We start from the raw sequence: 26,991 nt of genomic DNA on the forward strand, positions 1-26,991 counted from the left end.
TCACTGGACGGACTTCTCGATCTCGCGGCGGATCACCTTGCCGGTGGCGTTGCGGGGGAGGGGCTCGCCGGTGATCCGCCACCGCGACGGGACCTTGAAGTAGGCGAGCCGCTCGGCGAGGAAGGCGCGCAGTTCGTCCTCGCCGACCGGCTGCCCGGCGTCGACGACGACCACGGCGGTGACCTCCTGGCCGAGGTCGGGGTGGGGCGTGCCGATGACCGCGCATTCGCGGACGCCCGGGTGCTCGGCGAGGGCGTTCTCGATCTCCGCGGGGTAGACGTTCTCGCCGCCGCGCAGGATCAGGTCGGACCGGCGGGTGGTGAGGCGCACCCGGCCCCGCTCGACCACGCCGATGTCACCGGTGTGCAGCCACCGGTCGGCGTCGATCGCCCGCGCGGTGGCCTCGGGATCGCGCCAGTAGCCGAGCATGTTGTACGGGCTCCGCACGCAGATCTCGCCCTCCTCGCCCTCGGGCAGCGCGTTGCCCTCGGGGTCGCGGATCTCCAGTCGCACGGTCGCGAGGGGATGGCCCAGCGTCCCCGGCGACTCGGCCAGGTCGGCGGGGGTCGCCACCGTCACGGCGGTGCAGGTCTCGGTCAGGCCGTAGCTGTCGACCAGGGCGTCCTTCGCCGGGGGGAATGCCCCGCGCAGCTTCTCCTTGAACGCCGGCGACGACGGCGCGGACGCCAGGGAGAACGCGGTCAGCGAGGACATGTCGTACGTCGACAGGTCGCCGTGCTCGATCAGCCGGTGCGCCATCGTGGGCACCGCGCCCCAGTTGGTGACCCGCTCCTTCTCGATCAGCCGCAGCACCGTGTCCACGTCGAAGGCGCCCTGGTGCAGGACGATCGCGCTGCCGGTCGCCAGGCGCGGCACGGCGAGGTTGTGCAGGCTCGCGATGTGGAACAGCGGCAGCGCCAGCAGATAGCGCCGGTCGGCCGGATCGGTGGGGTCGCCGAACGCGAGGGCCACGGCGTCGTTCATGCGGTGGTATTCGATGACCGAGGTGAGGTTGCGGTGGGAGTGCACCGCGCCCTTCGGCCGGCCGGAGGTGCCGCTCGTGTAGAGGATGACCGCCGGGTCGTCCTCGGCCGCGGCGTGTGGGACCAGCGGTGCTTCGGGGTGCAGGCGGGCCAGCCGCGGCACGTCCTCCTCGACCGTCAGCACCGTCACGCCGGCGGCGAGCGCGGCCCGCTTGGCGTCGGCCACGAGCAGCTTCGGCTCGGTGTGGCCCAGGGCGTACTCGACCTCCCGGGCCGTCCACCAGGCGTTGTAGCCGACCGGGATCGCGCCGGCGGCGATGGCCGCCCAGAACGAGATGATCCAGCCGGGATGGTTGGCCGCGTTGATCGCGATCCGGTCGCCGGGGCGCACGCCGAACTCCTCGCGCAGCGCCTTCGCCAGCGAGGCGACCTGGCGGGCGTGCTCGGTGAAGCTCAGCCGCTCGGTCGCGGTCACGATGTAGTCACGGTCGCCGTACCGGACCGAGTCGGCCAGCACCTCGCCGAGATTGCGCCGGCGGTTCTTGAACACGGTCATCCGCGCGCCGAGGACGTCCTCCTCGGCCAGTTCGAATGCGCCGCCCGGGCCGGTGAGACGGCCCATGATCGCCGCCATCGCGATCTTCGGATCTGTCGACATGCCTATCGGTTCCCTTCATCCCGGTAGCCGGAATTGTCGGCAAACGCCGGATGCGGGATGCCGCGGCTCCCGGTCACCGGGACACGTGACCTTCAGGGTCGGGCGTGCGAACCGGGCTCACCGCGAGGCGGCGCAGCGGAAGCCGGTGTGGCCGCTGGACGAATCAGGGGTGTTGCCCGTGCGCGCGGCGACCCGGTAACGGTTGCAGTAGGAGTCGTGGCACAGGTACGAGCCGCCGCGCAGCACGCGGCCGTCGCCCGCCGGGGGGCCCTGCGGATCGATCCTGGTCCGCGGGGACTCGGCCACGTGCCAGTCGGTGCTCCACCGGTCCGCACACCACTCCCACACGTTGCCGGAGGCGTTGTACAGGCCGTAGCCGTTGGGCGCGAAGGACTTGACCGGCGCGGTGCCCGCGTAACCGTCCTCCGCGGTGTTCACCTGCGGAAACCGGCCCTGCCAGATGTTGCACCGGTGCCGCCCACGCGGGGTCAGCTCATTGCCCCAGGGATAACGGGCCCGGACGAGCCCGCCGCGGGCGGCCATCTCCCACTCGGCCTCGGTGGGCAGGCGCTTTCCCGCCCAGGCGGCGTACGCGGCGGCGTCGTTCCAGGAGACGTGGACGACGGGATGGTTCTGCCGTGACGTGATGCCGGATTCGGGCCCCTCGGGGGAGCGCCAGGTGGCGCCGGCGACCGCCAGCCACCAGGGCGCACCGGGCACATGGCCGTCGATGACGTGGCGGCGGTCGGCGACGTGGTGGAAGACGAACGACCAGCCGAACCGCTCGGCGTCCGTGACGTAGCCGGTGGCCTTGACGAAAGTGGCGAACTTCGCGTTGGTCACGCACACGGGGTCGATGAGGAACGGGCTCAGCGTCACCTCGCGGATCGGTCCCTCGCCGTCCGCCGCCCAGCCGTCCGGGTCCTCGCCGCCCATCAGGAAGGTCCCGCCGGGGATGCCCACCATGCCCTTGACGGGATCGTCGGCGGGGTCGCCGCGGCGGACGGGTGCGGGCGGTGCGGGCGGTGCGGGCGTGGCCCGGTGGTCCGCCGACCCTCTACCGGGAGAGCAGCAGCTGGTCATGCGGGTCCTTCTCGTGTACGGCTGACGCGGCGTTTCTCCCACCCAACCTAATGTCGGCCGCCCGGTGGTCGCGTCTCCCGGTGACCGGGACCGATCCACGATGCCGTCACGCAGCCGGAAAGCCTGTTCCCGGTGAGCGAGACTCGGCCCTCCGGGTGTGCCGGGCCACATCACTATTGCGGTTCCAAGACTCGGCGGAATGGACGACTTGTGGGAAGTTTGGACGGAAAAGTCGCAATTGTCACGGGTGCCGGTCAGGGGGTGGGCCAGGGCATCGCGCTCGCTCTCGCAGCCGAAGGCGCGTCTGTCGCGGTGCTCGGCCGCACGATGGCGAAGCTGGAGGCGACCTGCGCGCTGATCGGTGAGCGCGGGGGGCGGGCCGAGGCGTTCCTGTGCGAGGTGAGCGACACGGCGGCGATTCCCGCGGTCGTGGAGGAGGTGGCCGGACGGCTGGGCGGGGTCGACATCCTCGTCAACAACGCCTACTCCGGTTCGCAGGGCCCGCTGCTGTCGCTGAGCGACGAGGCCTTCCAGAAGGGCTTCCGCACCGGCCCGTTCGCCGCGTTCGCGTTCATGAAGGCCTGCCACCCGCACATGAAGCGGCGCGGCGGCGGCAGCATCGTCAACCTCGTGACCTCGGCGATGGTCCGGTGGGATCCCACCACCTACGGCGCCTACGCCGCGGCCAAGCAGGCCCTGCGGTCGCTGACCCGGACGGCCGCCGCCGAGTGGGGACCGGACGGCATCCGCGCCAACTCCATCGCTCCGCACGCGCTCTCGCCGGCGCTGGAGCGCTGGGCGCAGGCCGCTCCCGCCGAGGCCGCGGAGTTTCGCAGGACGATCCCGCTGGGCTACATCGGCGACTGCGAACAGGACATCGGCCGGGCCGTGGTCGCGCTCGTCGGCCCCGACCTGCGCTATCTGACCGGCGCGACCGTGCCTCTCGACGGCGGACAGGCCTTCTTCGGCTGAGCCGTGCCGTACCTCCCAGCAGTGCCCTCACCCCAAGCGGTGCCCTCACCTCAAGCGGTGCCCTCACCCCAAGCAGTGCTGTACCCCCCGAAGACCTGCCCGCCGTCATGCGGTCAGTGAGAGGAGAACCTTGATGAACGGCAAGGCGATCGCCCGCGTGGCGGCCGGCGCCCTGGTGCTTTCGATATTGACGGCCTGTGCCGGCGAGCGCGGCGGATCGGCGCCGGCCCCCGTGGCCGGCGACGGCGGGGCCGCCACGCCCGCCGCCTCGGCCGGCGGCCAGGAGATGTTCGGCACGCTGCCCTCGCCCTGTGGGCCGGGGGACGCCAAGGGCGCCACCGACCAGGGCGTCACGGACACCACGATCACCATCGGTTACGGCGACGACCGCGGCTTCCCCAAGGCGCCCGGCCTGTCCAAGGAGATGGGCGACGCGGTCAGCGCCATGATCAAATGGTGTAACGCGCAGGGCGGCATCAACGGCCGCCAGATCAAGGGCAACCAGTACGACGCCGCGTACATGCAGACGGCCACCGTCATGCAGAAGGCCTGCAAGCAGGACTTCATGCTCGTCGGCCAGGGCTTCGCCATGGACGAGGCGGCCGAGCAGTACCGCGTCGCGTGCAACCTGCCGACGGTCGCGGGCTTCACCGTCGGCCCGAACGCGGCGATGGGACCGATGAAGTTCGAGTCGGTCCCCTACCCGGTCGACCATTACAACGCGGCTCCGCTGAAGCTGGCCGCCGAGACCTTCCCCCAGATCAAGGACAAGGTGGACCTGGTCACGTCCACCTCACCGGCCGTGATCACGGGCAGCAACAAGGTCAAGTCCGCCATGAAGGAGCTCGGCATCACGCCGAAGGACTGCGGCGTCCAGCTCAACAACGAGGGCGACCCCAGCTACGTGCCGTTCGCCGAGAAGTTCAAGGCGTGCGGCGTCGACGTGCTGTGGACTTCCAAGACGCCCGACCCGGCCATGTTCAGTCTGCTGGAGGCGCTCGACCGCGTCGGCGCCAAGCCGACGCTGGTGTTCGAGGCGACCTGGTACAGCCAGGCCGTCGCGAAGTGGAACACCTCGGGCGCGGGCGACAACATCCACGCCGGCCTGATCTTCCAGCCGTTCGAGAACGCCGACCAGGTCCCGGCGGTCAAGAAGTACCTCGATCTGGTGGGCGCCGAGGGCGGCAAGACCGCGCTGCTCGGCATGCAGGCGACCTCGGCGTTCCTGCTGTGGGCGACCGCGGCCAAGGAGTGCGGCTCCGACCTCACCCGCCAGTGCATGGTCAACAAGCTGTCGCAGGTGCACGAGTGGACCGGCGGAGGCCTGCACGCTCCGACCGATCCCGGCGCCAACCTGCCGGCCAGCTGCGCGCTGATGGTGAAGCTCACCGGATCGACCTACAAGCAGGTCGCCCCGGCCAACGTCGGCGAGTTCGCCTGTGACAAGAGCAACGTGCTCAAGACCGACCCGTCGACGTGGGGCACCAAGCTCAACGAGGACCGGGTCGCCACCACCTTCCTCACCCCCAACGTGATCAAGCCGCAGCTCTGATCCCCGTCATCTGATCCCCGTCATCTGATCGCCTCATTGAGGGCAACCGCATGACCACGTTCCTGACCTTCACGATTCTGGGGCTCGTCCTGGGGGCGGTGTACGCCATCGCCGCCTCCGGGCTGGTCCTCACCTACAACACCTCGGGAATCTTCAACTTCGCCCATGGCGCGCAGGCCATGCTCGGCACGTTCCTCTACTGGCAGCTCACCTACGGGTGGGGCCTGCCGATGTGGCTGTCGCTGATCATCGTGGTCGGCGTCGTCGGGCCCGCCATGGGCGCCGCCCTGCACGCGCTGATCATGAAGGGCCTGCGGGACACCGCCGACGTCACCAAGATCGTCGTCACGGTGGCGATCCTGCTCGGCATGCTGTTCCTCTCCCAGTGGATCTGGCATCCGGAAGACGCCCGGATCATGGAGATGTTCTTCGGGGCGGGCGCGAAGGTCGAGTTCTCCGGCGTGGTCATCCGCTACCACGAGATCATCTGCCTCCTGGCGGCCGCCGCGATCGCCGTCGGGCTGCGGGTGCTGTTCACCCGCAGCCGGGTGGGCGTGGTCATGCGGGGCGCCGTCGACGATCCCGACCTCCTGCGGCGATGCGGGCACAACCCCGACCGGATCGCCATGCTCTCCTGGGCGCTCGGCTCGACCCTCGCCGTGCTGGCCGGCGTCCTGATCACCCCCGTCGGCGGCGGCGCGCTCGAGGCCAACGCGCTGACGTTGCTGGTCATCGACGCGTTCGCGGCGGCGATGTTCGGCCGGCTGCGCAGCATCCCGCGCACGTTCGCCGGCGCGATGGTGCTCGGCCTGGCCGCCACCTACGTGGCGGCCTACTTCCCGACAGACTGGACGTGGGCGGGCAACCTCCGCGTCTCACTTCCAATGATCATCCTGTTCGTCGTGCTCATCGTGCTGCCGCAGGACCGGCTGCGCGGCGCGGCGATCCGCACCCGCGAGCGGTACCGGGCGCCGACCGTGCGCAAAGCCGTCACGTCGGGGGCCGCCCTCGTGGCCGGGGTCTTCCTGCTCGCGCTGCTGATGGACGACACCTCGATCACCACGTTCGGGCTCGGCATGACGTTCGCGATCATCGCGCTGTCGCTCACGGTGCTCACCGGCTACGCCGGCGAGCTGAACCTGGCACCGCTGTCGTTCGGCGCGGTCGCCACGATCGTCGCGTTCCACTTCGGCATCACCGGCACCGGCCTGGCGGCCCGGCTCACCCCGTGGGGCGTCCTGCTCGCCGTGCTCGTGACCGCCGTCGTCGGCGGGCTGGTCGCCCTGCCCGCGCTGCGGCTGCGCGGCCTCTACCTGGCGCTCGCCACCATGGCCTTCGGGGTGTTCCTGTCGAACATGGTGCTGCGCGACACCACCGAGCACACGCTGTTCGGCGTGACGTTCTCGCTGTTCCCGAACGGCACGCTGATCGTCCCGCCGCTCCAGGTCGGCCCGCTCGACCTGCGCGACGGCAGGACACTGCTGATGACCGCGACCGTGCTGTTCGCGCTGATCGCCATCGGCCTGGTCGCGCTGCGTAACAGCGGGTACGGCAGGCGGCTCGCCGCGATGAAGGACAGCCCGGCGGCCTCGGCGATGCTCGGCCAGAACCTGGTCAAGCTCAAGTTCGGCGTCTTCATGCTGTCGGCGGCGATCGCCGGGCTCGGCGGCGTGCTCATGGCGAGCGCCGGCGGATCGGTCGCCGGTGACAACTTCCACATCATGGCGAGCCTGTCGCTGGTGATGCTCACCGTCGTGGGCGGCATCGGCTATGTCAGCGGCGCCCTGTTCGGCGGTCTGATGTCGGGCGTCGGATTCACCATCATCATCGGCACGTTCAACGACCTGGCCGCCGCCACCCCGCCGATGGAGACGATCTTCAAGTCCCTCGGGCACCTGGCGATGGTCGCCACCGCCCTGATAGGCATGGGCGTCGGCAAGAACCCCAGCGGCATGGTGCACGACCTGTTCGAGAGCTACCGGGCGCTGCGGAACGCCCGGCCCGTGCTGATCGGCGGCGCCGCCGCCCAGGCGGTGCTGTACGTGCTGGCGCTGACCGGCGTCATCGGCAACTGGTGGTTCGCCGTCCTCACCGCGTGCCTGGTCATGATGCTGCCGGTCTTCGGCCGGATGCTCGCGCCCACGGCCGTACGGGAGACCCCGCTGGAGCTGGTCGGCGTGGACGAGCCGTACACACCGGAGCTGCGGGACCGGCTCGACCGCGAACTCGGCCTGGCGCCGGCATTGGGAGGAGACAGGCATGCAGTCGCCTGAGCCACCGCCACTTCAGACACCCCTGCTCGAAACCCGGGGCGTCACCGTCCGATTCGGCGGCAACACGGCCGTCAACGACGTCAGCATCGGCGTTACCGAAGGCCGGATCACCGGGCTGATCGGCCCGAACGGCGCGGGCAAGACCACGCTGTTCAACACGATCACCGGGCTGCAGCGGCCGGCGGCGGGCCGGGTCCTGCTGGACGGCGAGGACATCACCGGACTGCCTCCGGCCCGGCGCGCCCGCCTGGGCATGGCCCGCACGTTCCAGCGGCTCGAGCTGTTCCTGTCGCTGTCGGTGCGCGACAACATCAGGGTCGCCGGGGACATCGCGCGGGCGGCCGGCGGCGGGCGCGGCATCGACGTCGACCGGCGGACCGACGAGATCCTGGACCGGACGGGCCTGCGCGACATCGCCGACCTGGACGTGTCGGACATCCCGACCGGCCGGGCGCGGGTCGTGGAGGTCGCCCGGGCCCTGATGACCTCGCCGCGGGTGCTGCTGCTCGACGAGCCGGCCTCCGGCCAGACCGAGCGGGAGACCGAGGCGTTCGCCGAGCTGCTGACCGGCCTGGCCGCCGAGGGGATCGCCGTCTGCCTGGTCGAGCACGACCTCCCGCTGGTGATGAAGCTGTGCGGCACGATCCACGTGCTCGACTACGGCAAGGTCATCGCGTCCGGCACCCCGAAGGAGATCCAGGAGTCGCCGGAGGTCATCGCGGCCTACATCGGGACGGAGGAGGTCACGCCATGAGGGACGGCACGGGAGCCGGGTCCGGCGCGGAAGAGCCGGCGCCGCTGCTGGAGCTTTCCGGCGTGCGCGCCGCCTACGGCCCGATCGAGGTGCTGCACGGCGTGGACCTCAGGGTCGGGCCCGGCAAGGTCGTCGCGCTGCTCGGGCCGAACGGCGGCGGCAAGTCGACCACCATGAAGGTCTGCGCGGGCCTGCTCCCGGTCACCGGCGGCGAGTTGCGGTTCGCCGGCCGCCGGGTGAACGGCGTGTCCGCCGAGGACGCGGCACGGCTGGGCGTCTGCTCCATCCCCGAGGGCCGGGGGATCTTCCCCAACCTCACCGTGCGGGAGAACCTGTGGGTGGCCACCGGCACCGGCGCGCGGCTGCGGGACGTGGAGGAGGCGGCCTACTCCCGGTTTCCGATCCTCGCCGAGCGGCGCGACCAGCTCGCCGGTTCGCTGTCGGGCGGCCAGCAGCAGATGCTCGCGCTGTCGCGGGCCCTCGGCACGAACCCGGCGGTCCTGCTGCTCGACGAGCTGTCCATGGGACTCGCCCCCATGATCGTCACCCAGATGTACGACACGGTCGCGCAGCTGGTCGCCGAGGGGCTGTCGGTCCTGGTGGCCGAGCAGTTCGCCCGCGCGGTGCTGCCCATCGCCGACACCGCCGCGCTGATGCTGAACGGGCGTGTCGTCTCGGCCGGAGCGCCGGCCGAGATCGAGGACCAACTGTCAAGCAGCTATCTAGGAGGCTGAGAAATGCTGACCGAGGAACGACGCGAGCAGTTCAGGACGGACGCGGCGAAGCTGAAGCTGAAGGCCGACCAGTCCCGCCATGACGGCAAGTGGCGGATCGTCGGCGCGGTGCTGATGATCGGCGGCGTGATCGGCGCCCTCGTCTCCTACAACAACTCGCTCACCCAGGACGACCTCCGTAACATCGCCTCCCTCCACATCCTCGCGACGGCCTGCGTCGGCGTCATCGTGCTGGGTGCGGCGCTCTACCTCGCCGCGGCGGTGGCGCGGGTGCTGCGGCTGTGGCTGCTGCGCCAACTCATGGAGGCGCAGGCGCAAACCGACCAGATCGCGGCGGCGCTCGAATCGATCTCCGCCGTGAGCAGGAGGGGCTGAGGCCTGGCCGGAACGTTCCGGTCAGCGGGATCTGCCCGGATCCGAAACCGGCCGCTGACTAACGTCGACGCTGCCATTCCACCCGACGGAGGACCCCTTGACTCAGACACCGCCCCGGGACCCGGCCGTCCCGGACGTGCTGGCCCCGGCGAAGCTCGGCCCGGTCACGCTGCGCAACCGCGTGATCAAGGCGGCCACATACGAAGGGCTGAGCCGTAAAAGTCTGGTCACCGACGAGCTGATCGACTTCCACGTCCGGCACGCGGCCGGCGGAGTCGGGATGACCACGGTGGCCTACTGCGCCGTGGCTCCCGAGGGGCGGACGGACCGGCGCCAGATCCAGTGGCGGCCCGAGGCGCTGCCCGGCCTGCGCAAGCTGACCGAGGCGGTGCACGCCGAAGGCGCGGCGGTCGCCGCGCAGATCGGCCACGCCGGCCCGGTCGCCAACCCCAAGTCCAACAAGCTCCCCGCGCTCGGTCCCAGCCGGCACTTCCACGCGACCACCACGAGCTTCACCAAGGCGGCGACCCGCGCCGACCTCGACCGGATCGTCCGCGCCCACGCCGACGCCGCCACGATGGCCGTCGAGGCCGGATTCGACGCCGTCGAGATCCACCTCGGCCACAACTACCTCGCCAGCTCGTTCCTGAGCCCGAAGGTCAACCACCGCAAAGACGAGTACGGCGGAAGCCTGGAGAACCGCGCCCGGCTGTCCAGGAACATCGCCCGAGCCGTACGGGACGCCGTCGGCGACCGCATCGCGATCACCGCCAAGCTCAACATGGACGACGGGGTGCCCGGCGGCTTCTGGCTCGACGAGGCGATCAAGGTCGCCCAGTGGCTGGAGCAGGACGGCTCGCTCGACGCTCTGGAGCTCACCGCGGGCAGCTCGCTGCTCAACCCGATGTACCTGTTCAAGGGCGACGCGCCGCTGCGGGAGTTCGCCGCGGTCATGCCCCAGCCGGTGAAGCTCGGCGTCAAGCTGGTCGGCAAACACTTCCTGCGCGCCTACCCCTACAAGGACGCCTACCTGCTCGACGACGCGCGGCAGATCCGCGCCGCGGTCACGATGCCGCTCATCCTGCTCGGCGGGATCACCGGCAAGCACGTCATGGACCAGGCGATGCGCGAGGGCTTCCAGTTCGTCGCGATGGCCCGGGCGCTGCTGCGGGAACCCGACCTGATCAACCGGATCAAGGACGACGCGAGCGTCCGCTCCCTGTGCATCCACTGCAACAAGTGCATGACCGCGATCTACGGCGGCACCCACTGCGTGCTGACCGGCCCTCTGACCGGCCCGCTGACGAGGAGGCAGGCGTAGAAGTGCGACGAGAGACGATCGCCGACCTGCTGCTCGACCGGGCCGGCGACGACCACCCCGGGCTGCGGACCCGCGAGCGCACCTGGACCTGGGACGAGGTGGTGCGGGAGAGCGCGGCCCGTGCGGCGCTCGCCCGCGAACTGCGGACGGACCGGCCGTTCCACATCGGGGTCCTGCTCGACAACGTGCCGGAGTACATCTTCTGGCTCGGCGCGGCCGCGCTGGCCGGCGCCACGATCGTCGGCATCAACTCCACCCGGCGCGGCTCCTACCTGGAGCAGGAGGTCCGGCACACCGACCTGCAGCTGGTCATCACCGACGAGGCGGGCCTGAAGCTGCTCGACGGCCTCGACATCGGCGTGCCCCGCGACCGGTTCCTGCTGGTCGACGCGGACGACTACGCCGCGCACGCCTGCGAGCCGTACCGGGACGCCGGCATCACGCCGAAGACGCAGATGCTGCTGCTGTTCACCTCGGGCACCACCGGGGCCTCGAAGGCGGCCGTCTGCTCCCAGGGCAGGCTGACCGGGCTGGGCTACGCCAACTGCGCGAAGTACGACATCCAGCGGCACGACGTCACCTACTGCTGCATGCCGCTCTTCCACGGCAACGCGCTGATGGCCCTGTGGACGCCGGCGCTGACCGCCGGCGCGACCGTCACCCTCACCCCCAGGTTCTCCGCCTCCGGCTTCCTGCCCGACGTCCGCTTCTACGGCGTGACGTTCTTCAGCTATGTCGGCAAGGCGATCGCGTACGTCCTGGCCACGCCCGAGAAGCCCGACGACGCCGACAACACGCTCACCCACGCCTTCGGCACCGAGGCCTCGCCCGAGGACCAGGCCGGGTTCCTGCGCCGCTTCGGCTGCCGGCTCATCGAGGCCTACGGCTCCAGCGAGGGCGCCGGCATGATCCGGCTGGCCCCGGAGGGGCCCGCGACCGCGCTGGGCAGGCCCGCACACCCGGGCGTACGGGTGGTCGACCCGGAGACCAGGCAGGTCCGCCCCCGTGCGGTGCTCGACGGGCACGGCCGGGTCGCCAACGCCGAGGAGGCCATCGGCGAGATCGTCGACGTCGACGGCGCGGCGAAGTTCGAGGGCTACTACAAGAACGAAGCGGCCAACGCCGAGCGGGTCCGCCACGGCTGGTACTGGACCGGCGACCTCGGCTACGTCGACGAGGCGGGATACCTCTACTTCGCCGGGCGATCGGGTGACTGGATCAGGGTCGACAGCGAGAACATCTCGGCGCTGCTGACCGAGCGCGTGCTGCGCCGGCACCCGTCGATCATGGCGGCGGGCGTCTTCGCGGTGCCCGATCCCCGCTCCGGCGACCTGGTGATGGCCGCGATCGAGATCCCGCAGGGCACGACGTTCGAGGAGCTCGGCCTGCCCGCCTTCCTGGCCGGGCAGGCGGACCTCGGCACCAAGGGCGCGCCCCGGTTCGTCCGGGTGTCCCACGCGCTGCCCACCACCGGCTCCAGCAAGCTGCGCAAGAAGGAGATGCAGCACGAGGGCTGGCGGACGACGGACGAGGTCTACCGCTGGGCCGGGCGCGGCGAGCCGACGTACACCCTGATGACCGAAGACGACAAGGCCGCGCTGCGTGAGGAGTTCCTCGCGAACGGGCGCGCGCGCTTCCTGCCGTAGGCAGAAGAGGGGGGAACATGGATCTGCGGGAGACCGCGGCGCAACGAGAGCTGCGCGCGCAGCTGCGGGAATACTTCGCGAGCCTGCTGCCGGAGGACGAGCGGCGGCGCGTGGGCGAGGAAGGCGTGGGCGGCGACCGCTTCCGCGAGGTCGTCAGGCGCCTCGGCGCCGACGGCTGGCTCGGAGTCGGGTGGCCGACGGAGTACGGCGGGCAGGGCCGGTCGATCGAGGAGCAGTACGTGTTCTTCGACGAGGTCCAGCGGGCGGGGCTGCCGTTCCCGTTCGTCACCGTCAACACGGTCGGCCCGACGCTGATGGCGCATGGTTCTGAGGAGCAGAAGCGGCGCTATCTGCCCGGCATCCTGTCGGGGGACATCGTCTTCGCGATCGGCTACACCGAGCCCGACGCGGGCACCGACCTGGCCTCGCTGACGACCCGCGCGGTGCGGGACGGCGACGAGTTCGTCGTCGACGGCAGCAAGATCTTCACCAGTGGCGCCAACACCGCCGACTATGTCTGGCTGGCCTGCCGTACCGACCCCGACGCCCCCAAGCACAGGGGCATCACCATCCTGATCGTCCCGACCGACGACCCCGGGTTCTCCTGGAGCCCGATCCAGACGGTGGGCGGCATGGTCGTGACCGCGACCTACTACAGCGGGGTACGGGTGCCCGCCGCCGAGGTCGTCGGCGAGATCGACGGCGGCTGGCGGCTGATCACCCACCAGCTCAACCACGAGCGGATCGGCCTGGCCGCGCTGGGCGGCCGCATGATCCAGCTGTGGGAGCGGGTCCTGGAGTGGGCGAAGGACAACGGCGCGATCGAGCTGCCGTGGGTCCAGCGGGACTTCGCCCGCACGTACGCCAAGCTGGAGGCGATGCGGCTGCTGAACTGGAAGATGACCAGCGCGGTCGCCCGGGACGAGCTCACCGGCGCCGACGCCGGCGCGGCCAAGGCGTACGGCACCGAGACCCACATCGACGTGCAGCGCACGCTGACCGGGATCCTCGGCGCGGCCGGCCGGATCCGCCCCGAGTCGCCCGGTGCCGTACTGGCCGGACAGATCGAGCAGCTGTCGCGGCAGGGCATCGTGAACACCTTCGGCGGCGGAGTGAACGAGATCCTCCGGGACATGGTCGCCACCCAGGGCCTCGGCCTGCCCCGGATGGGACGCGGCGCATGAGCGGCCCGAACCACGGCTCGAACCACAGCGGGGACTACGAGGAGCGGCTGGCGGCCTTCGTGGGGGTCGAGGTCGTCCCGCCGAAGCCGGGCCAGGACCCGGTCAACGTCCCGATGATCCGCCACTGGGTCGAGGCGATGGGCGACCAGAACCCGATCTACCTGGACGCGGAGGCCGCCAGGGCCACCGGCCGGGACGGGATCGTCGCGCCCGCCTCGATGGTCCAGGCGTGGACCATGCGCGGATACGCCGCGACCGCCGCGGGCCCTGCTCCTGTCAACCCGGGTCGCGGCCCCGGCATGGCCGAGCTGATCGCCCTGCTCGACGAGGGCGGCTACACCTCGGTGGTGGCGACCGACTCCGAGTTCGAGTTCCACCGTGAGCTCGTGGTCGGGGACCACGTCAGCGCGCGCGAGGTCGTCGAGTCGATCTCGCCGGAGAAGACCACCGCGCTGGGCGTGGGACGGTTCGTGACCACCATGCGGACCTATACCGACGCCGGCGGCGAGGTCGTGGCCGTCCAGCGCTGGCGCACGCTGCGTTTCCGGCCCAAGCCGAAGACCGAGCCCCAACCTGAAGCGGCTCAGGAGCCCGAGCCGAAGGCGCCGCGGCCCCGGCCGGCGATCAACCGGGACAACGAGTTCTGGTTCGCGGCCGCGCGCGATCACCGGCTGGTCATCCAGCGCTGCGCGTCGTGTCAGGTCCTGCGCCACCCGCCCGGCCCCTGCTGTGCCCACTGTGGCTCGTTCGACTGGGACACCGTCGAGGCGTCCGGCCGGGGGCACGTCTACAGCTTCGTGGTCAACCACCACCCCAGACACCCCGCGTTCGAGTATCCGCTGATCGTCGCGGTCGTGGAGCTCGCCGAGGGCACCCGGCTGATCACCAACCTGGTCGGCGTCACCCCCGAGGAGGTCGAGATCGGCATGCCCGTGGTCCTCGACTGGCTGGACGCCGATCCCGACCTGTCACTTCCGGTGTTCCGCCTACGGGAGGGGAGCAACTGATGGACTTCACCCTGGACGAAGAGCTCGAGGCGGTACGCGAGCTGGCTCGGCAGATCTTCACCGACCGCGCCACCACCGAGCGCGTCCGCGCCGTGGAGGGCACCGCCGAGCGGGTCGACGAGGACCTGTGGGCCGAGCTGGCCAAGGCAGGCCTGCTCGGCATCGCCATGCCGGAGCAGGCGGGCGGCGCCGGGCTCGGCCTGGCCGCGCTGTGCGTGCTGCTGACCGAGCAGGGCCGCACCGTCGCCCCGGTCCCGCTGTGGCCGGGCGCCGTCGCCGCCCTCGCCATCGCCGAGTACGGCACGCCCGAGCAGCATGCTGCTCGGCAAGGAACGGCGGCGCAGCGCGCGGCGATCCTTCCCGGCATCGCGGAGGGCACGGCGCGGGTCACCCTGGCCCTTGAGGAGTTCGGCCCGCACGACCCGGCCGAGCCGCGTTGTACGGCACGGCCGGACGGTGAGGGGTGGCGGCTGACCGGTGTCAAGGCCGTCGTGCCCTCGCCGTTCGCGGCCGGTCACGTGCTGGTGTCCGCGACCGCGGAGACGGGCCCCGGCCTGTTCCTCATCGAGCGTGAAACCGACGGCGTCACCTGGGAGCGGGCGGAGACCACCACCCACGACCTGGCCGGCCACCTCACCCTCGACGGCGCGGCGGCCCAGGCCGTCGGCGCCCCCGGTTCGGGCGTGCTGGACTGGACCATCCAGCGGGCCGGAGTCGCGCTGGCCGCCGTACAGCTCGGCGTCGCCGAGGGCGCGTTGCGGCTGGCCGCGACCTACCTCAGCGAGCGCAGGCAGTTCGGCCGCCCGCTGGCCACCTTCCAGGCGGTGCAGCACCAGCTCGCCGACTGCTACATCGACATCGAGGCCATGCGGGTGTGCCTGTGGCAGGCCGTCACCTCGCTGGAGGATGGCGACGCCTCCGCGGACTCCGCCGTGCTGGTCGCCAGGTGGTGGGCCGGCGAGGGCGGGCTGAACGTCGTCCACCGCGTCCAGCACGTGCACGGCGGCATCGGCGTCGACGTCGACTACCCCGTGCACCGCTACTTCCTGTGGGGCAAGCAGATCGCGGGAACCCTGGGCGGCCCGAGCGCCGACCTGGCCCGCCTGGGCGCCGTGCTCTCGAGGACGGCCTCATGACCCGGGCCTACGACGAGGTGGCGGTGGGCGACACGCTGCCGGAGCTGCCGATCCCGCTGACCCGGACGTCCATCGTCGCGACCGCGATCGCCAGCCGCGACTACCAGGACGTCCACCACGACCCCGGCCTCGCCGTCGAGCGGGGTTCAAGGGACATCTTCATGAACATTCTGACCACCAACGGCCTGGTCGACCGGTACGTCACCGAGTGGGCGGGCCCCGCCGCCGTCGTCAAGGCCATCAAGATCAGGCTCGGGGTGCCCAACTACCCCGGCGACACGATGGTGCTGACCGGCACGGTGACGGCCAAGCACGACGAGGACAACCGGGTCGAGATCGCCGTACGCGGCATGAACGGCCTGGGCGCCCACGTGACCGGCACCGCCGTGGTGCGGCTTCCCTCGAAGGACGCGACATGAGCAGCCGCGGAAATCCGCTTTCCGGCGCCGCCGCCATCGCCGGCATCGGCGCCACCGAGTTCTCCAAGGACTCCGGGCGCAGCGAGCTCCACCTCGCCTGTGAGGCGGTGCTCGCCGCCATCGCCGACGCCGGGCTCACGCCGTCCGACGTCGACGGCATGGTGACGTTCACCGCCGACACCAACGCCGAGATCCACGTCGCCCGCAACACCGGCATGGGCGAGCTGACCTTCTTCTCCCGCATCCCGCACGGCGGCGGCGCGGCCTGCGGCACGATCCAGCAGGCGGCGATGGCCGTGGCCACCGGCGCGGCCGAGGTGGTCGTCTGCTACCGGGCGTTCAACGAGCGGTCCGGCGTGCGGTACGGCCTCGGCCAGGCGGGCCGGCCGCTGGAGACGGGAGCAGACAGCGCCGCCTACGCGTGGCTCAACCCGTTCGGGCTGTCCACCCCGGCGCAGTGGGTCGCCATGTTCGCCCGCCGTTACATGCATGAGTACGGCGCGACCAGCGAGGACTTCGGCCGGGTCGCCGTGGTGGACCGCAGGCACGCCGCGAACAACCCGGCGGCCTGGTTCTACCAGCGGCCGATCACGCTGGAGGACCACCAGGCCTCCCGCTGGATCGCCGAGCCGCTGCACCTGCTGGACTGCTGCCAGGAGACCGACGGCGGCCAGGCGCTGGTCGTCGTCTCGGCCGAGCGGGCCCGCGACCTGCCGCACCCGCCCGCCGTCATCCTCGGGGCCGCCCAGGGCACGGGCGACGACCAGCACATGATGACCAGCTACTACCGGCCCGTCATCACCGGCATCCCCGAGATGGGGCTGGTCGGGCGGCAGCTGTACACGCAGAGCGGCCTGCGCCCCGGCGACGTCGACGCGGCGATCCTCTACGACCACTTCACCCCGCTGGTGCTCCCGCAGCTCGAAGAGCTCGGCTTCTGCGGCGTCGGAGAGGCCAGGGACTTCGTCGCCGACGGAAACCTCGAGATCGGCGGGCGGCTGCCGCTCAACACCCACGGCGGCCAGCTCGGCGAGGCCTACCTGCACGGGATGAACGGCATCGCCGAGGCCGTACGGCTCGTCCGGGGCACCTCGGTGAACCAGCCGGCCGGTGGTGAAGGCAAGGGGCCGGACGGCAGGGGCGTGAACAACGTGATCGTGACCGCGGGCACGGGGGTGCCCACGAGCGGTCTGCTGCTGGGGAGGGACATGTGAACGAGTGGATCGGCCGCCATCTCGGCGAGCGTACGGTCTCCTACGACGAGCGCGACGTGATCCTTTACGCGCTCGCCGTGGGGGCCACCACCGCCGACCTGGACCTGGTGTTCGAGGAGCGGCTGCGGGTGCTGCCCACGTTCGCGCTGACACAGGCGCAGTGGGCCCCCGACGTGCTGGGCTCGCTGGGCGCGTTCGACATCAGGACCGCCGTGCACGGCTCGCAGCGGCTGCGCTCGCTGAAGCCGCTGCCGCCGACCGGCGAGCTGACGATGGCGGCGCGGGTCACGCAGGTGTGGGACAAGGGCAGCGCGGCGATCTTCGAGGTCGAGGTGGTCAGCGACTACTTCGTGGCCACCTGGTCACTGTTCGCGCCCGGGTGCGGCGGTTTCGGCGGCGACCGTGGCCCCTCGGCACCCCGGCACCCCGAGACCGCGCCCACCCGCGAGCTGTCCGTCGCCACCTCGCCCAACCAGGCCGCGCTGTACCGGTTGCTCGGCGACCGGCACCACATGCACATCGACCCGGAGGCGGCGAAGGCGGCCGGGATGCCCCGGCCGTTCCTGCACGGCCTGTGCACGGTGGCCGCGGTGACGCTGCCGCTGGCCGAGGCCGCCGGGGCGCACCCCGCCGACCTGGCCGAGCTGGAGGGGAGGTTCGCCTCCCCGGTCTTCCCCGGCGACCGGCTGGATGTGCGGTGCTGGGAGAGCGGGGAGGCCGTCCTGTTCGACGCCGCCGTGGACGGCACGACCGTGCTGTCCGGCGGCCGGGCTCACTTCCGGGTCACCACGTAGCGCGCCGGGACCTCGCCTCCGCCGTGCACCGGGACGTCCGCGCCGGTCACGTAGGAGGCGAGGTCGCTCGCGAGGAACAGGCAGGTGTTCGCCACGTCGGCGGGCACCGCCATCCTCCCCATCGGGATCACCTCGGCGAGGGCGGCCTCACCGTGCTCGCCGTAGACACCGGCGGCGGCCTCGGTGTAGATGAGGCCGGTGGTGATGTGGTTGACCCGCACCTTGGGCGACCATTCCAGCGCCAGCGCCTTGGTGAGCATCAGCAGGCCGGCCTTGGCCGCGGAGTAGGCCGCGGTGCGCGGCTGAGGGTCGACGCCCGAGACGCTGCCGATGTTGATGATCGAGCCGCCGCTCTCCTGGGTCTGCATCACCGTGTTGGCCGGCTGCGCCACGTAGAACGGCGCGAGCAGGTTCAGGCCGACGATCTTCTCGAAGAAGCGCGGCGAGACCGTCGCCGCGTCCGCGTCGGGGGAGCCGCCGGCGTTGTTCACCAGCACGTCGAGCCGGCCCAACTGGTCGGTGGTCTGCTCCACCAGCGCCGCCGCGGCGGCGGCGTCCCGGATGTCGGACGCGATGAACCGGGCTGTCCTGCCGCCGGCGGCGGGCAGCGTCTCGGGCTCGTTACGCCCGCATACCACCACGTCGGCGCCCGCGGCCAGGAATGTCTCCGCGATCACGAATCCGATGCCCTTGGTCCCGCCGGTGACCAACACGGCCCGGCCCCCGAAATCCACTGTCACGTTCATGCCCGCGAGCGTAGGGCCGGGCGTCGCGAGATCGGGGCAGCGGTACCGCACAGCGGGATGAACCTACCTCGACCGGTACGAACACCGTCAAACTGAAGGGTGGTGTTTGACATGAAGGAGGTTCACCAGCAGATGGACGCACTGACGATTCCCGCTGTCCTGGAACGCGCCGTGCGCGACTACCCGGACGCCGAGGCCGTGGTGGACGGCCGGGTCCGGCTGACGTACGCGGAGTTGGGCGCCCAGGCCGGCGAGGCGGCGAAGGCGTTCATCGCGCTCGGGGTCGAGCCGGGGGAGCGCGTCGCCATCTGGGCGCCCAACAGCGCGCGGTGGATCGTGACCGCGCTGGGCGCACTGTGCGCCGGGGCCGTCGTGGTGCCGATCAACACCAGGTACAAGGGCGACGAGGCACGCTGGCTGCTCGACAGGAGCGGCGCACGTGCGCTGTTCGTGGAGGACGGCTTCCTCGGCAACGACTACCTGGCCATGCTCGGCGAACCCCGGCCGGACATCGTGGTGACCTATGACGAGCCCGCGCAGCGGGGCGCGCGGAGCTGGGCGGACTTCCTCGCCGTCGGCGCCGCGGTCACCGATGAGCAGGCCGCCGCCCGCGCGGCCGCGGTGAGCCCCGACGACGTGGCCGACATCCTGTTCACCTCCGGCACCACCGGAAGGTCCAAGGGCGTCATGTGCAGCCACCGGCAGAACGTCCGGACCTACCGGGGGTGGTGCGAGCGCACCCGGGTCCACCAGGGCGACCGTTACCTCATCGTCAACCCGCTCTTCCACTCCTTCGGCTACAAGGCGGGGGTGTTCGCCTGCCTGCTCCAGGCCGCCACGATGGTGCTCCAGTCCGTGTTCGACCCGGAGGAGACGATGCGGCTGGTCGAGGCCGAGAAGGTCACCGTGCTGCCCGGAGCGCCGACCATCTACATCTCCATGCTCGACGCGCCGCGGCGCCCGGAGTTCGACCTGTCCTCGCTGCGCCTCGCGGTGACCGGGGCCTCCGTGGTGCCCGTGGCGCTGGTCCAGCGGATGCGGGCGGAACTGTTCCCCGAGGTCGTCACCGCGTACGGGCTGACCGAGTCGTGCGGCACGGTCACCGCCTGCTCGGCGGAGGACGACGACGTGACCGTGGCCACCACATCAGGCCGCGCCATCGAGGGCGTGGAGGTGGCGGTGGTCGACGACAAGGGCGAGCCGGTGCCGGCGGGGGAGGACGGCGAGGTCCTCGTCCGCGGCTACAACGTGATGCTGGGCTACCTCGACGACGAGGAGGCGACCGCGGCCACCGTCAGGGACGGCTGGCTGGTGACCGGGGACCGCGGGCGGCTCGACGAGCGGGGCAACCTCGCCATCACCGGCCGCTCCAAGGACATGTTCGTGGTCGGCGGGTTCAACGTGTATCCGGCCGAGATCGAGCAGGTGCTCGCGACCCACGACGGCGTGGCCGAGGCCGCGGTCATCGGGGTGCCCGACGCGCGGATGGGCGAGGTCGGCCGGGCCTACGTCATCGCACGGCCCGGCGCGAGCGTCACCGCGGAGGAACTGGTCGAATACTGCCGCGACCGGCTCGCGAACTTCAAGGTGCCGCGGGAGGTCCTGTTCGTCGAGGGCCTCCCGCGCAACGCCTCCGGCAAGGTCCGGAAGATCGACCTCCCGGGACTGGAGAGCCGGTAGGCGCCCGGACCACGCAGATCACCTGATCATCCGGGCATCCGGCGAGCCGGATGCCCGGAAACGGCGGTTCGGGTGATCAGGCGCCGTAGACGGGCTCGGGCTCGGCGGCCAGGCCCAGGAGCCTGGAGACCTCGGGACCGATCTCCGCGGCGTCCCAGCGGGCGCCCCTGTCGGCGACCGGGCCGTGGCGGAACCCCTCCATCACGCAGATCTTGCCGCCCTCGACCTCGAAGACCCGGCCGGTCACCTCCCGGGACTCCGCCGAGCCGAGCCAGACGACCAGCGGCGAGACGTTCTCCGGGGCCATCGCGTCGAAGGCGCCGGCCTCCGGAGCCGCCATCGTCGCGGCGAACACCTCCTCGGTCATCCGGGTGCGGGCGGCCGGGGCGATGGCGTTGGCGGTCACGCCGTACCGGCCGAGCTCGGCCGAAGCGACCAGGGTGAGGCCCACGATGCCCGCCTTGGCCGCCGAGTAGTTGCCCTGACCCACGCTGCCGAGCAGGCCCGCGCCGGAGGAGGTGTTGATCACTCGGGCGTCGACTGGACGGCCCGCCTTGGACTCGGCCCGCCAGTGCAGCCCGGCGTGCTTCAGCGGCAGGAAGTGGCCCTTCAGGTGGACGCGCATCACCGCGTCCCACTCCTCCTCCGACAGGTTCACCAGCATGCGGTCGCGCAGGAACCCGGCGTTGTTGACGAGGACGTCGAGCCGGCCGAAGGTCTCGACGGCCGTGGCGACCAGGTGCCGCGCGCCCTCGTCGGTCGCGATGTCGGAGGTCTCGGCCACCGCCTCCCCGCCCAGCGCGCGGATCTCCTCGACCACCTCCTGGGCCGGGCCGGTCGACCCGCCCTCGCCGCTGCGGCTGACGCCGAGGTCGTTGACCACGACCTTGGCGCCCTGCCGGGCGAACTCCAGCGCATGCGCCCGGCCGAGTCCGCGCCCGGCGCCGGTGACGATGACCACCCTGTCCTTGCAGATCATTTCATCTCTCCCTCTTCACGGCGAAGCGGTCTACTCTGCTAGCGTACTTTCTAACAAATGTTTGGTGGAAAGGTAGGCCATGGGAATCACCACCAGTAGCCACGCCGGGGGCGTCGCCGAGGTCGTAATGGACACCCCGCCGGTCAACGCGCTCACCGTGCAGGGGTGGTTCGACCTGGCGGACGCCGTACGGCAGGCCGGGCGCGACCCGGGCACGCGCGTGGTGGTGCTGCGCGCCGAGGGCCGCGGTTTCAACGCCGGAGTGGACATCAAGGAGATGCAGGCCACCACCGGGTTCGAGGCCCTGGTCGGCGCCAACCGAGGGTGCCATGCGGCCTTCGGGGCGGTCTATGAGTGTGAGGTGCCGGTGATCGCGGCCGTGCAGGGGTTCTGCCTGGGCGGCGGCATCGGGCTGGCCGGCAACGCCGACATCGTCGTGGCCTCCGAGGACGCCTACTTCGGACTGCCCGAGGTGAAGCGCGGCGCGCTCGGCGCCGCCACCCACCTGGCCAGGCTGGTGCCCCAGCACCTGATGCGCGCCATGGTGTACACCTGCCGCAACGTCACGGCGGCCGAGTTGCACGCGTACGGCTCGGTGCTGGAGGTCGTGCCCCGCGAACGCCTGCGCGAGGCCGCCTTCGAGGTCGCCGCGCAGATCGCCGACAAGGACCCGTACGTGATCCGGCGGGCCAAGGAGTCGCTGAACGGCATCGACCCGGTCGACGTCAACCGCAGCTACCGTTTCGAACAGGGCTTCACCTTCGAGCTCAACCTGATGGGCGCGGGCGACCGTCACCGCGACGACTTCGTCTCCGGGAAGGGTGCATGACCGATGGGCGTCGTGATGACCACCGAGGAGATCGTCGGCTCGCTGGAAAGCGGCATGACGATCGGGATCGGCGGCTGGGGCTCCAGGCGTAAGCCGATGGCCCTGGTGCGGGCGATCTGCCGCTCGCCGCTGACCGGCCTCACCGTCGTGGCGTACGGCGGGGCCGACGTGGGCCTGCTGTGCGCGGCGGGCAAGGTCAGCCGGGTGATCGCCCCGTTCGTGACGCTCGACTCGATCGCCCTGGAACCGCATTTCCGGGCCGCCAGGCAGAACGGGACGATCGAGTTCACCGAATACGACGAGGGCATGTTCATGTTCGGCCTGCTGGCCGCCGCGCACCGGCTGCCGTTCCTGCCGACGCGGGCCGGGCTCGGCTCCGACGTCATGCGGGTCAACGCCGACCTGCGCACGATCCGCTCGCCGTACGAGGACGCGGAGGAGTTGGTGGCGGTGCCCGCGCTGACGCTGGACGCGGCGCTGGTGCACATGGACCGGGCCGACACGCGGGGCAACGGCCAATATCTCGGCAGCGATCCCTACATGGACGACATGTTCGCCAAGGCGGCCGCCCGCTGCTACCTGAGCTGCGACCGCATGGTGGCGCCGGGCGAGCTCGACGGCCCGCCGCAGACTCTGCTGATCAGCCGCATGCACGTCACCGGCGTCGTCGAGACCCCGAACGGCGGCCACTTCACCGACTCCGGCCACTCCACGGACGGCGGCCCGGGCCGCGACGAGGCGTTCCAGCGCCACTACGCCACCTCGGCGGCCGACCCGCAGGCGTGGACCGCGTTCACCGACCGGTTCCTGTCCGGCGATGAGGATGCCTACCAGGAGGCCGTACGGCGCTGGCACGAGGAGGAGACCACACGATGAGCACCACGAGCGCGAAGAGCGCCACAAGCTCGACGGACGTGACGCGTGCGGAGATCTGCGTCGTCGCCTGCGCCGAGGCCTGGCGTGGCGACGGCGAGATGCTGGCCGCGGCGATGGGCACCTGCTCGGTCCTGGGCGCCCGGCTGGCCCGGCTCACCTTCGAGCCCGAACTGCTGACCACCGACGGCGGTCCGCTCCTCACCGCCGAGGCGGTGCCGCTCGGCGCCCCCGCCGGCCCCGTGGAGGGCTGGCTGCCGTTCCGCGACCACCTGTGGCTGGTGCAGAACGGGCGGCGGCACGTCATGATGGGCGCCTCCCAGATCGACCGGTACGGCAACACCAACATCTCGGCGATCGGCGCGTGGTCGCGGCCGAAGTCGCAGCTGCTGGGCGTGCGCGGCGCACCGGGCAACACGATCTGCAACCCGACCAGCTACTGGATCCCCAAACACTCCACCCGCGTCTTCGTTCCCAAGGTGGACATGATCAGCGGCGTCGGCTACGACCGGGCGGCCGAGTTGGAGGCCGAGCTGGGCGTGGGGGCCTCCCGGTTCCACGACCTGCGCCGCGTGGTGACCGATCTCGGCGTGTTCGACTTCGCCACGCCGGACGGTTCGATGCGGCTGGTCTCGGTGCACCCGGGGGTCGACGTCGAACAGGTCGTGGCCGCCACCGGCTTCGAGCTCGTGATCGACGGCGAGGTGCCGCAGACCCGGCAGCCGACGGACGAGGAGCTGCGACTGATCCGCGAGGTGCTGGACCCCAGGTCGCTCCGCGACCGGGAGGTGCGGTCGCTCCGCGACCGGGAAGTGCCGTCGCTCCGCGACCGGGAAGTGCCGTCGCTCCGCGATCGTGAGGTCCGGGCATGACCGACCCGGTGGGTCGTCAGGCGGGTCAGACGGGCCAGGTGCTGAGCACCCCGCTGACCCGCCTCGTCGGCGTCCGCCACCCGGTCGTGCAGACCGGCATGGGCTGGGTGGCGGGCCCCCGCCTGGTGTCGGCGGTGGCGAACGCGGGCGGTCTCGGCATCCTGGCCTCGGCCACGATGACCCTCGACCAGCTCGCCGCCGCCATCGCCGAGGTCCGCTCCCGCACCGAGGCACCCTTCGGGGTTAATCTGCGGGCCGACGCCTCCGACGCCGGCGAGCGCATCGACCTGCTCATCAAGAATCGGGTGAAGGTCGCCTCGTTCGCCCTGGCCCCACGACAGGAGCTGATCGCCAAGCTGAAGGACGCGGGGATCGTGGTGATCCCCTCCGTCGGCGCCCGCCGACACGCGGAGAAGGTCGCCGCGTGGGGCGCCGACGCCGTACTGGTCCAGGGCGGCGAGGGCGGCGGCCACACCGGCGCGGTCGCCACCACGCTGCTGCTGCCGCAGGTCGTGGACGCCGTCGACATCCCGGTGATCGCCGCGGGCGGCTTCTTCGACGGACGCGGCCTCGCTGCCGCCCTGGCGTACGGCGCGGCCGGCGTCGCGATGGGCACCCGCTTCCTGCTGACCTCCGACAGCTCCGTCCCCGACGCGGTCAAGCAGGCCTATCTCGGCATGTCCGACACCGTGGTCACCCGGCAGGTGGACGGCCTGCCGCACCGGGTGCTGCGCACGTCCCTCGTGGACGGGCTGGAGCGGGCCAGCAAGCTGTCCGGACTCGTGCGGGCCGTGCGCAACGCCGCCCGCTTCAAGAAGATCTCCGGCATGTCATGGCAGGCCATGATCCGCGATGGTCTGGCCATGAAGCACGGCAAGGAGCTGAGCTGGTCGCAGGTCCTGATGGCGGGCAACACACCGATGCTGCTCAAGGCGGCCATGGTGGACGGCCGTCCGGACCTCGGCGTGATGTCCTCCGGCCAGGTGGTGGCGCTCATCGACGATCTCCCCTCGGCCGCGGAGTTGATCGACGGCATCGTCACCCAGGCCGCCGCCGTCCTGCGCGCCCTCCCCGCCAACCTGGCGGAGTGAGGCAGAGATCGGAGTCGTGAGCCGGTCCAGGCCGGCTTCACTCCGTGTCGATATCGGTGTCGCCGAGGAGTTCGTCCGCGTGCCTCACGCCGATCTCGGCCATGAAGACTCTCTCGCGTGCCGCGAGCGCGGTCATCCGCGATGCGATGAATCCTTCGTCGTCGCCGTCGTACAGTCGCTGGAAGGCTTCGGGGGCGGCTCTTCTGGAGTGACTCCTGATCAAGCCGCCAGCGTGAGCTGATCGGCATCGCAGTAGCGGGCGGAGTGGACGCGTTCTTGCTCTTTACACAGGTGGAAGGCCCAGTACCTGTCGGGCACCGACTACCTGACCGCCAAGACGGACTACCTGGACTATGCCACCGCGCTGGAGTGGGGCTGGCCGATCGCCACGGGGATTATCGAGGGCGCGTCCACGCCCGGCGATGATCTCGCTGATCTCGACAACGACGCGCTCGGCTCGCTGCGGGAGCTCGTGGTTGCCGGCCCAGCCTCCGACCTGCCGGTTCCCCCGGCACTACGGGCCGGCGGCTCGGACAGATCATCGACATCGGTGCGGTACACGCGGCGCTGCGGGAGGCCGGGCACAGCGATAAGCGGCGACGGACACTGACCGGCGAGGTCACCGCGATGACAGTCATGAACCTGTGCCTGTACAGCGGCGAAGGCTACGACGCCGCGGCATCCGCCGCCGAAATCGCAGCGGTGTACGCCGAACGCTGGCAGGCCGAACTCGCCTACTACCGGCTGAAATGCACCCTTCGCGGCAACGACGTCGTGCTGCGCGGCCAGACCCCGGGCCCTGGCCCGCCAGGAGATCTGGGTCTTTCTGATCGTCTACAGCGCGTTATGCGACCTGGCCGCCGGCGTCGCCGCGCTGGAAGCTTAAGGGCGGCCAGGCGCTCTGTCGGCGGGTCACTCCGCACATCGCTGGACCGCGCCAGCGCCGCTGCCGGGCACAACCGCGCCGCTGGCGAGCATGTCCGGGACGGCTGGGCCGGGAGCGGATGTGGCTGAATCTGTAACCCCCTGAAATCAGTCAGAGTAGCCCGAGTTAGATAACTCGGCTATTTTCGGCAACACCGATATTTGCGACACTATTCATTAGTGTCTCATTTTACTTCACTATTGAGCCGAGAAGACTGTTGCTTCTCCCCGACTTTTCGTGAGAGAATTCAGACAGGTTTTCGAAATAGCGAGGAGCTGTGGGGAAGGGGGACTGATGGAGCCGGCGAAGCCGATGAAGACAGCGGATCTGTTCGATCCGGATCCGCCGCGTTCCCAGTCCCTGCCGCTGCTGGGTCCGCGGTGGTGGGCCGCGGTGCGGGCCGAGGCGGAGGCGCGTGCCGCCGCCTGTGCCTCGGGCGGCCGTGTCGCGGGCGTTTCGGTGCGTTCTAAGCAGTGGTCTGATTGGCCCGACTGGCTTGCCGCCGTTCCTGGTACGCCCTCCGACGACTCTCTCCCGGGCGTCGCACCCTCGGACATCGCATTCCCGGGCCGCGTGAACGCGGGCAGCTTCGCGGACAACCGCATGGACGCGGATGTGGACGCGGTCACCCATACGGACCACGTGGAGGCTGACGATCGTACGGGTGGGGATGGCCACGTCGATCGTGCGGGTGCGGATGGCCGCGAGGGTGTGGGCGAGCGCACGGCCGGCCGCGAGGGTGGGCGAATCGGTCCGCCGCGAGTTGGCTGCGGGGATGGCCTCGGCACGAGTGAGGCAGCCGGAGAGCAGGCTGAGGGGGCTGAGTCTGGGCAGGCTGAGTCGGCGGCGGCTGGGCCGGAAGGGGCTGGGCCGGAAGGGGCTGGGCCGGCT

At 71.1% G+C, this 26,991-nt stretch carries 26 protein-coding genes; 21 read left to right on the forward strand and 5 right to left on the reverse strand.

Annotation, left to right across the window (positions count from 1 at the left end):
- On the reverse strand, nucleotides 1-1,641 hold the full coding sequence (locus Mth01_RS18235; RefSeq protein ID WP_239089784.1) for a class I adenylate-forming enzyme family protein: 1,641 nt from the start codon (nucleotides 1,639-1,641) through the stop codon (nucleotides 1-3).
- 117 nt (nucleotides 1,642-1,758) lie between these two features.
- Nucleotides 1,759-2,724: a formylglycine-generating enzyme family protein gene (locus Mth01_RS18240; protein WP_204017084.1), complete on the reverse strand. Its 966-nt coding sequence runs from the start codon at nucleotides 2,722-2,724 to the stop codon at nucleotides 1,759-1,761.
- Between the two features lie 210 nt (nucleotides 2,725-2,934).
- Between Mth01_RS18240 and Mth01_RS18245 the strand changes: the two genes are divergently transcribed.
- The 14 genes from Mth01_RS18245 (at nucleotide 2,935) to Mth01_RS18310 (ending at nucleotide 18,105) form a co-directional block, all read left to right on the forward strand.
- Nucleotides 2,935-3,696, forward strand: a complete 762-nt coding sequence (locus Mth01_RS18245; RefSeq protein WP_204017085.1) for an SDR family NAD(P)-dependent oxidoreductase — start codon at nucleotides 2,935-2,937, stop codon at nucleotides 3,694-3,696.
- Nucleotides 3,697-3,829: 133 nt separating this feature from the next.
- Nucleotides 3,830-5,248, forward strand: coding sequence for an ABC transporter substrate-binding protein (locus Mth01_RS18250; protein ID WP_204017086.1), 1,419 nt, complete (start codon nucleotides 3,830-3,832; stop codon nucleotides 5,246-5,248).
- A 50-nt stretch (nucleotides 5,249-5,298) separates the two neighbouring features.
- A complete protein-coding gene (locus Mth01_RS18255; RefSeq protein ID WP_204017087.1) occupies nucleotides 5,299-7,521 on the forward strand; it encodes an ABC transporter permease in 2,223 nt (740 codons plus the stop codon).
- Entirely contained in the window at nucleotides 7,508-8,275 is a 768-nt protein-coding gene (locus Mth01_RS18260) for an ABC transporter ATP-binding protein (RefSeq protein WP_204017088.1), read from the forward strand. Before Mth01_RS18255 ends, Mth01_RS18260 begins: the two co-directional genes overlap by 14 nt.
- Nucleotides 8,272-9,009, forward strand: coding sequence for an ABC transporter ATP-binding protein (locus Mth01_RS18265; RefSeq protein ID WP_204017089.1), 738 nt, complete (start codon nucleotides 8,272-8,274; stop codon nucleotides 9,007-9,009). Before Mth01_RS18260 ends, Mth01_RS18265 begins: the two co-directional genes overlap by 4 nt.
- 3 nt (nucleotides 9,010-9,012) lie before the next feature.
- Nucleotides 9,013-9,384: a hypothetical protein gene (locus Mth01_RS18270; protein WP_204017090.1), complete on the forward strand. Its 372-nt coding sequence runs from the start codon at nucleotides 9,013-9,015 to the stop codon at nucleotides 9,382-9,384.
- Nucleotides 9,385-9,481: 97 nt separating this feature from the next.
- On the forward strand, nucleotides 9,482-10,705 hold the full coding sequence (locus tag Mth01_RS18275; RefSeq protein ID WP_239089786.1) for an NADH:flavin oxidoreductase: 1,224 nt from the start codon (nucleotides 9,482-9,484) through the stop codon (nucleotides 10,703-10,705).
- Nucleotides 10,706-10,707: 2 nt separating this feature from the next.
- Nucleotides 10,708-12,351, forward strand: coding sequence for an AMP-binding protein (locus tag Mth01_RS18280; protein ID WP_204017091.1), 1,644 nt, complete (start codon nucleotides 10,708-10,710; stop codon nucleotides 12,349-12,351).
- Between the two features lie 17 nt (nucleotides 12,352-12,368).
- Nucleotides 12,369-13,535 (forward strand): acyl-CoA dehydrogenase family protein, encoded by a 1,167-nt coding sequence (locus Mth01_RS18285; protein ID WP_204017092.1) that lies wholly within the window; start codon nucleotides 12,369-12,371, stop codon nucleotides 13,533-13,535.
- The gene (locus Mth01_RS18290; protein ID WP_204017093.1) at nucleotides 13,532-14,542 is read left to right on the forward strand and encodes a bifunctional MaoC family dehydratase N-terminal/OB-fold nucleic acid binding domain-containing protein; all 1,011 of its coding nucleotides are present in this window, start codon (nucleotides 13,532-13,534) and stop codon (nucleotides 14,540-14,542) included. Before Mth01_RS18285 ends, Mth01_RS18290 begins: the two co-directional genes overlap by 4 nt.
- Entirely contained in the window at nucleotides 14,542-15,678 is a 1,137-nt protein-coding gene (locus tag Mth01_RS18295; RefSeq protein WP_204017094.1) for an acyl-CoA dehydrogenase family protein, read from the forward strand. Before Mth01_RS18290 ends, Mth01_RS18295 begins: the two co-directional genes overlap by 1 nt.
- Nucleotides 15,675-16,097 carry a MaoC family dehydratase gene (locus Mth01_RS18300; RefSeq protein WP_204017095.1) on the forward strand — a complete coding sequence of 141 codons (423 nt, stop codon included), beginning with the start codon at nucleotides 15,675-15,677 and terminating at the stop codon, nucleotides 16,095-16,097. The genes Mth01_RS18295 and Mth01_RS18300 overlap by 4 nt, the downstream gene beginning before the upstream one ends.
- Nucleotides 16,094-17,311: a lipid-transfer protein gene (locus tag Mth01_RS18305; protein WP_204017096.1), complete on the forward strand. Its 1,218-nt coding sequence runs from the start codon at nucleotides 16,094-16,096 to the stop codon at nucleotides 17,309-17,311. The genes Mth01_RS18300 and Mth01_RS18305 overlap by 4 nt, the downstream gene beginning before the upstream one ends.
- Entirely contained in the window at nucleotides 17,308-18,105 is a 798-nt protein-coding gene (locus Mth01_RS18310) for a MaoC/PaaZ C-terminal domain-containing protein (protein WP_204017097.1), read from the forward strand. The genes Mth01_RS18305 and Mth01_RS18310 overlap by 4 nt, the downstream gene beginning before the upstream one ends.
- On the opposite strand, the gene Mth01_RS18315 is transcribed toward Mth01_RS18310, so the two are convergent.
- Entirely contained in the window at nucleotides 18,084-18,851 is a 768-nt protein-coding gene (locus Mth01_RS18315) for an SDR family oxidoreductase (protein ID WP_204017098.1), read from the reverse strand. The genes Mth01_RS18310 and Mth01_RS18315 overlap by 22 nt on opposite strands.
- A gap of 111 nt (nucleotides 18,852-18,962) precedes the next feature.
- On the opposite strand from Mth01_RS18315, the gene Mth01_RS18320 reads away from it, so the two are divergent.
- A complete protein-coding gene (locus Mth01_RS18320) occupies nucleotides 18,963-20,531 on the forward strand; it encodes a FadD3 family acyl-CoA ligase (RefSeq protein WP_204017099.1) in 1,569 nt (522 codons plus the stop codon).
- Between the two features lie 76 nt (nucleotides 20,532-20,607).
- On the opposite strand, the gene Mth01_RS18325 is transcribed toward Mth01_RS18320, so the two are convergent.
- Nucleotides 20,608-21,510: an SDR family oxidoreductase gene (locus tag Mth01_RS18325; RefSeq protein ID WP_204017100.1), complete on the reverse strand. Its 903-nt coding sequence runs from the start codon at nucleotides 21,508-21,510 to the stop codon at nucleotides 20,608-20,610.
- Nucleotides 21,511-21,589: 79 nt separating this feature from the next.
- Between Mth01_RS18325 and Mth01_RS18330 the strand changes: the two genes are divergently transcribed.
- Genes Mth01_RS18330 through Mth01_RS18345 form a run of 4 tightly spaced genes read left to right on the forward strand, consistent with a single transcriptional unit; the run spans nucleotide 21,590 to nucleotide 25,175 of the window.
- Nucleotides 21,590-22,339, forward strand: a complete 750-nt coding sequence (locus Mth01_RS18330; protein WP_204017101.1) for an enoyl-CoA hydratase family protein — start codon at nucleotides 21,590-21,592, stop codon at nucleotides 22,337-22,339.
- Nucleotides 22,340-22,342: 3 nt separating this feature from the next.
- A complete protein-coding gene (locus Mth01_RS18335; protein ID WP_239089787.1) occupies nucleotides 22,343-23,215 on the forward strand; it encodes a CoA transferase subunit A in 873 nt (290 codons plus the stop codon).
- Entirely contained in the window at nucleotides 23,212-24,084 is an 873-nt protein-coding gene (locus tag Mth01_RS18340) for a CoA-transferase subunit beta (RefSeq protein ID WP_204017102.1), read from the forward strand. The genes Mth01_RS18335 and Mth01_RS18340 overlap by 4 nt, the downstream gene beginning before the upstream one ends.
- Complete coding sequence (locus Mth01_RS18345; protein ID WP_204017103.1) at nucleotides 24,081-25,175, forward strand: NAD(P)H-dependent flavin oxidoreductase; 1,095 nt, start codon at nucleotides 24,081-24,083, stop codon at nucleotides 25,173-25,175. Before Mth01_RS18340 ends, Mth01_RS18345 begins: the two co-directional genes overlap by 4 nt.
- A 37-nt stretch (nucleotides 25,176-25,212) precedes the next feature.
- Here the strand turns inward: Mth01_RS18345 and Mth01_RS18350 are convergent, their stop codons facing one another.
- Nucleotides 25,213-25,398: a hypothetical protein gene (locus Mth01_RS18350; RefSeq protein ID WP_204017104.1), complete on the reverse strand. Its 186-nt coding sequence runs from the start codon at nucleotides 25,396-25,398 to the stop codon at nucleotides 25,213-25,215.
- Between the two features lie 314 nt (nucleotides 25,399-25,712).
- Between Mth01_RS18350 and Mth01_RS18355 the strand changes: the two genes are divergently transcribed.
- Both Mth01_RS18355 and Mth01_RS18360 read left to right on the forward strand, forming a co-directional pair.
- The gene (locus Mth01_RS18355; RefSeq protein ID WP_204017113.1) at nucleotides 25,713-26,189 is read left to right on the forward strand and encodes a transposase domain-containing protein; all 477 of its coding nucleotides are present in this window, start codon (nucleotides 25,713-25,715) and stop codon (nucleotides 26,187-26,189) included.
- Between the two features lie 575 nt (nucleotides 26,190-26,764).
- Nucleotides 26,765-26,991 (forward strand): hypothetical protein (locus Mth01_RS18360; protein WP_204017105.1); only part of this gene is annotated, 227 nt, incomplete at its 3' end.

The organism is Sphaerimonospora thailandensis, from assembly GCF_016863115.1.
Lineage (GTDB): Bacteria > Actinomycetota > Actinomycetes > Streptosporangiales > Streptosporangiaceae > Sphaerimonospora > Sphaerimonospora cavernae.

Excerpts from the sequence above, each read along its gene's own strand:
- Mth01_RS18270 (WP_204017090.1), top strand. The coding sequence starts at position 9,013 with ATGCTGACCGAGGAACGACGCGAGCAGTTCAGGACGGACGCGGCGAAG.
- Mth01_RS18320 (WP_204017099.1), top strand. The coding sequence starts at position 18,963 with ATGAAGGAGGTTCACCAGCAGATGGACGCACTGACGATTCCCGCTGTC.
- Mth01_RS18300 (WP_204017095.1), top strand. The coding sequence starts at position 15,675 with ATGACCCGGGCCTACGACGAGGTGGCGGTGGGCGACACGCTGCCGGAG.
- Mth01_RS18335 (WP_239089787.1), top strand. The coding sequence starts at position 22,343 with ATGGGCGTCGTGATGACCACCGAGGAGATCGTCGGCTCGCTGGAAAGC.
- Mth01_RS18240 (WP_204017084.1), bottom strand. The coding sequence starts at position 2,724 with ATGACCAGCTGCTGCTCTCCCGGTAGAGGGTCGGCGGACCACCGGGCC.
- Mth01_RS18330 (WP_204017101.1), top strand. The coding sequence starts at position 21,590 with ATGGGAATCACCACCAGTAGCCACGCCGGGGGCGTCGCCGAGGTCGTA.
- Mth01_RS18290 (WP_204017093.1), top strand. The coding sequence starts at position 13,532 with ATGAGCGGCCCGAACCACGGCTCGAACCACAGCGGGGACTACGAGGAG.
- Mth01_RS18255 (WP_204017087.1), top strand. The coding sequence starts at position 5,299 with ATGACCACGTTCCTGACCTTCACGATTCTGGGGCTCGTCCTGGGGGCG.
- Mth01_RS18305 (WP_204017096.1), top strand. The coding sequence starts at position 16,094 with ATGAGCAGCCGCGGAAATCCGCTTTCCGGCGCCGCCGCCATCGCCGGC.
- Mth01_RS18295 (WP_204017094.1), top strand. The coding sequence starts at position 14,542 with ATGGACTTCACCCTGGACGAAGAGCTCGAGGCGGTACGCGAGCTGGCT.
- Mth01_RS18250 (WP_204017086.1), top strand. The coding sequence starts at position 3,830 with ATGAACGGCAAGGCGATCGCCCGCGTGGCGGCCGGCGCCCTGGTGCTT.
- Mth01_RS18315 (WP_204017098.1), bottom strand. The coding sequence starts at position 18,851 with ATGAACGTGACAGTGGATTTCGGGGGCCGGGCCGTGTTGGTCACCGGC.
- Mth01_RS18260 (WP_204017088.1), top strand. The coding sequence starts at position 7,508 with ATGCAGTCGCCTGAGCCACCGCCACTTCAGACACCCCTGCTCGAAACC.
- Mth01_RS18325 (WP_204017100.1), bottom strand. The coding sequence starts at position 21,510 with ATGATCTGCAAGGACAGGGTGGTCATCGTCACCGGCGCCGGGCGCGGA.
- Mth01_RS18340 (WP_204017102.1), top strand. The coding sequence starts at position 23,212 with ATGAGCACCACGAGCGCGAAGAGCGCCACAAGCTCGACGGACGTGACG.
- Mth01_RS18285 (WP_204017092.1), top strand. The coding sequence starts at position 12,369 with ATGGATCTGCGGGAGACCGCGGCGCAACGAGAGCTGCGCGCGCAGCTG.
- Mth01_RS18345 (WP_204017103.1), top strand. The coding sequence starts at position 24,081 with ATGACCGACCCGGTGGGTCGTCAGGCGGGTCAGACGGGCCAGGTGCTG.
- Mth01_RS18235 (WP_239089784.1), bottom strand. The coding sequence starts at position 1,641 with ATGTCGACAGATCCGAAGATCGCGATGGCGGCGATCATGGGCCGTCTC.
- Mth01_RS18265 (WP_204017089.1), top strand. The coding sequence starts at position 8,272 with ATGAGGGACGGCACGGGAGCCGGGTCCGGCGCGGAAGAGCCGGCGCCG.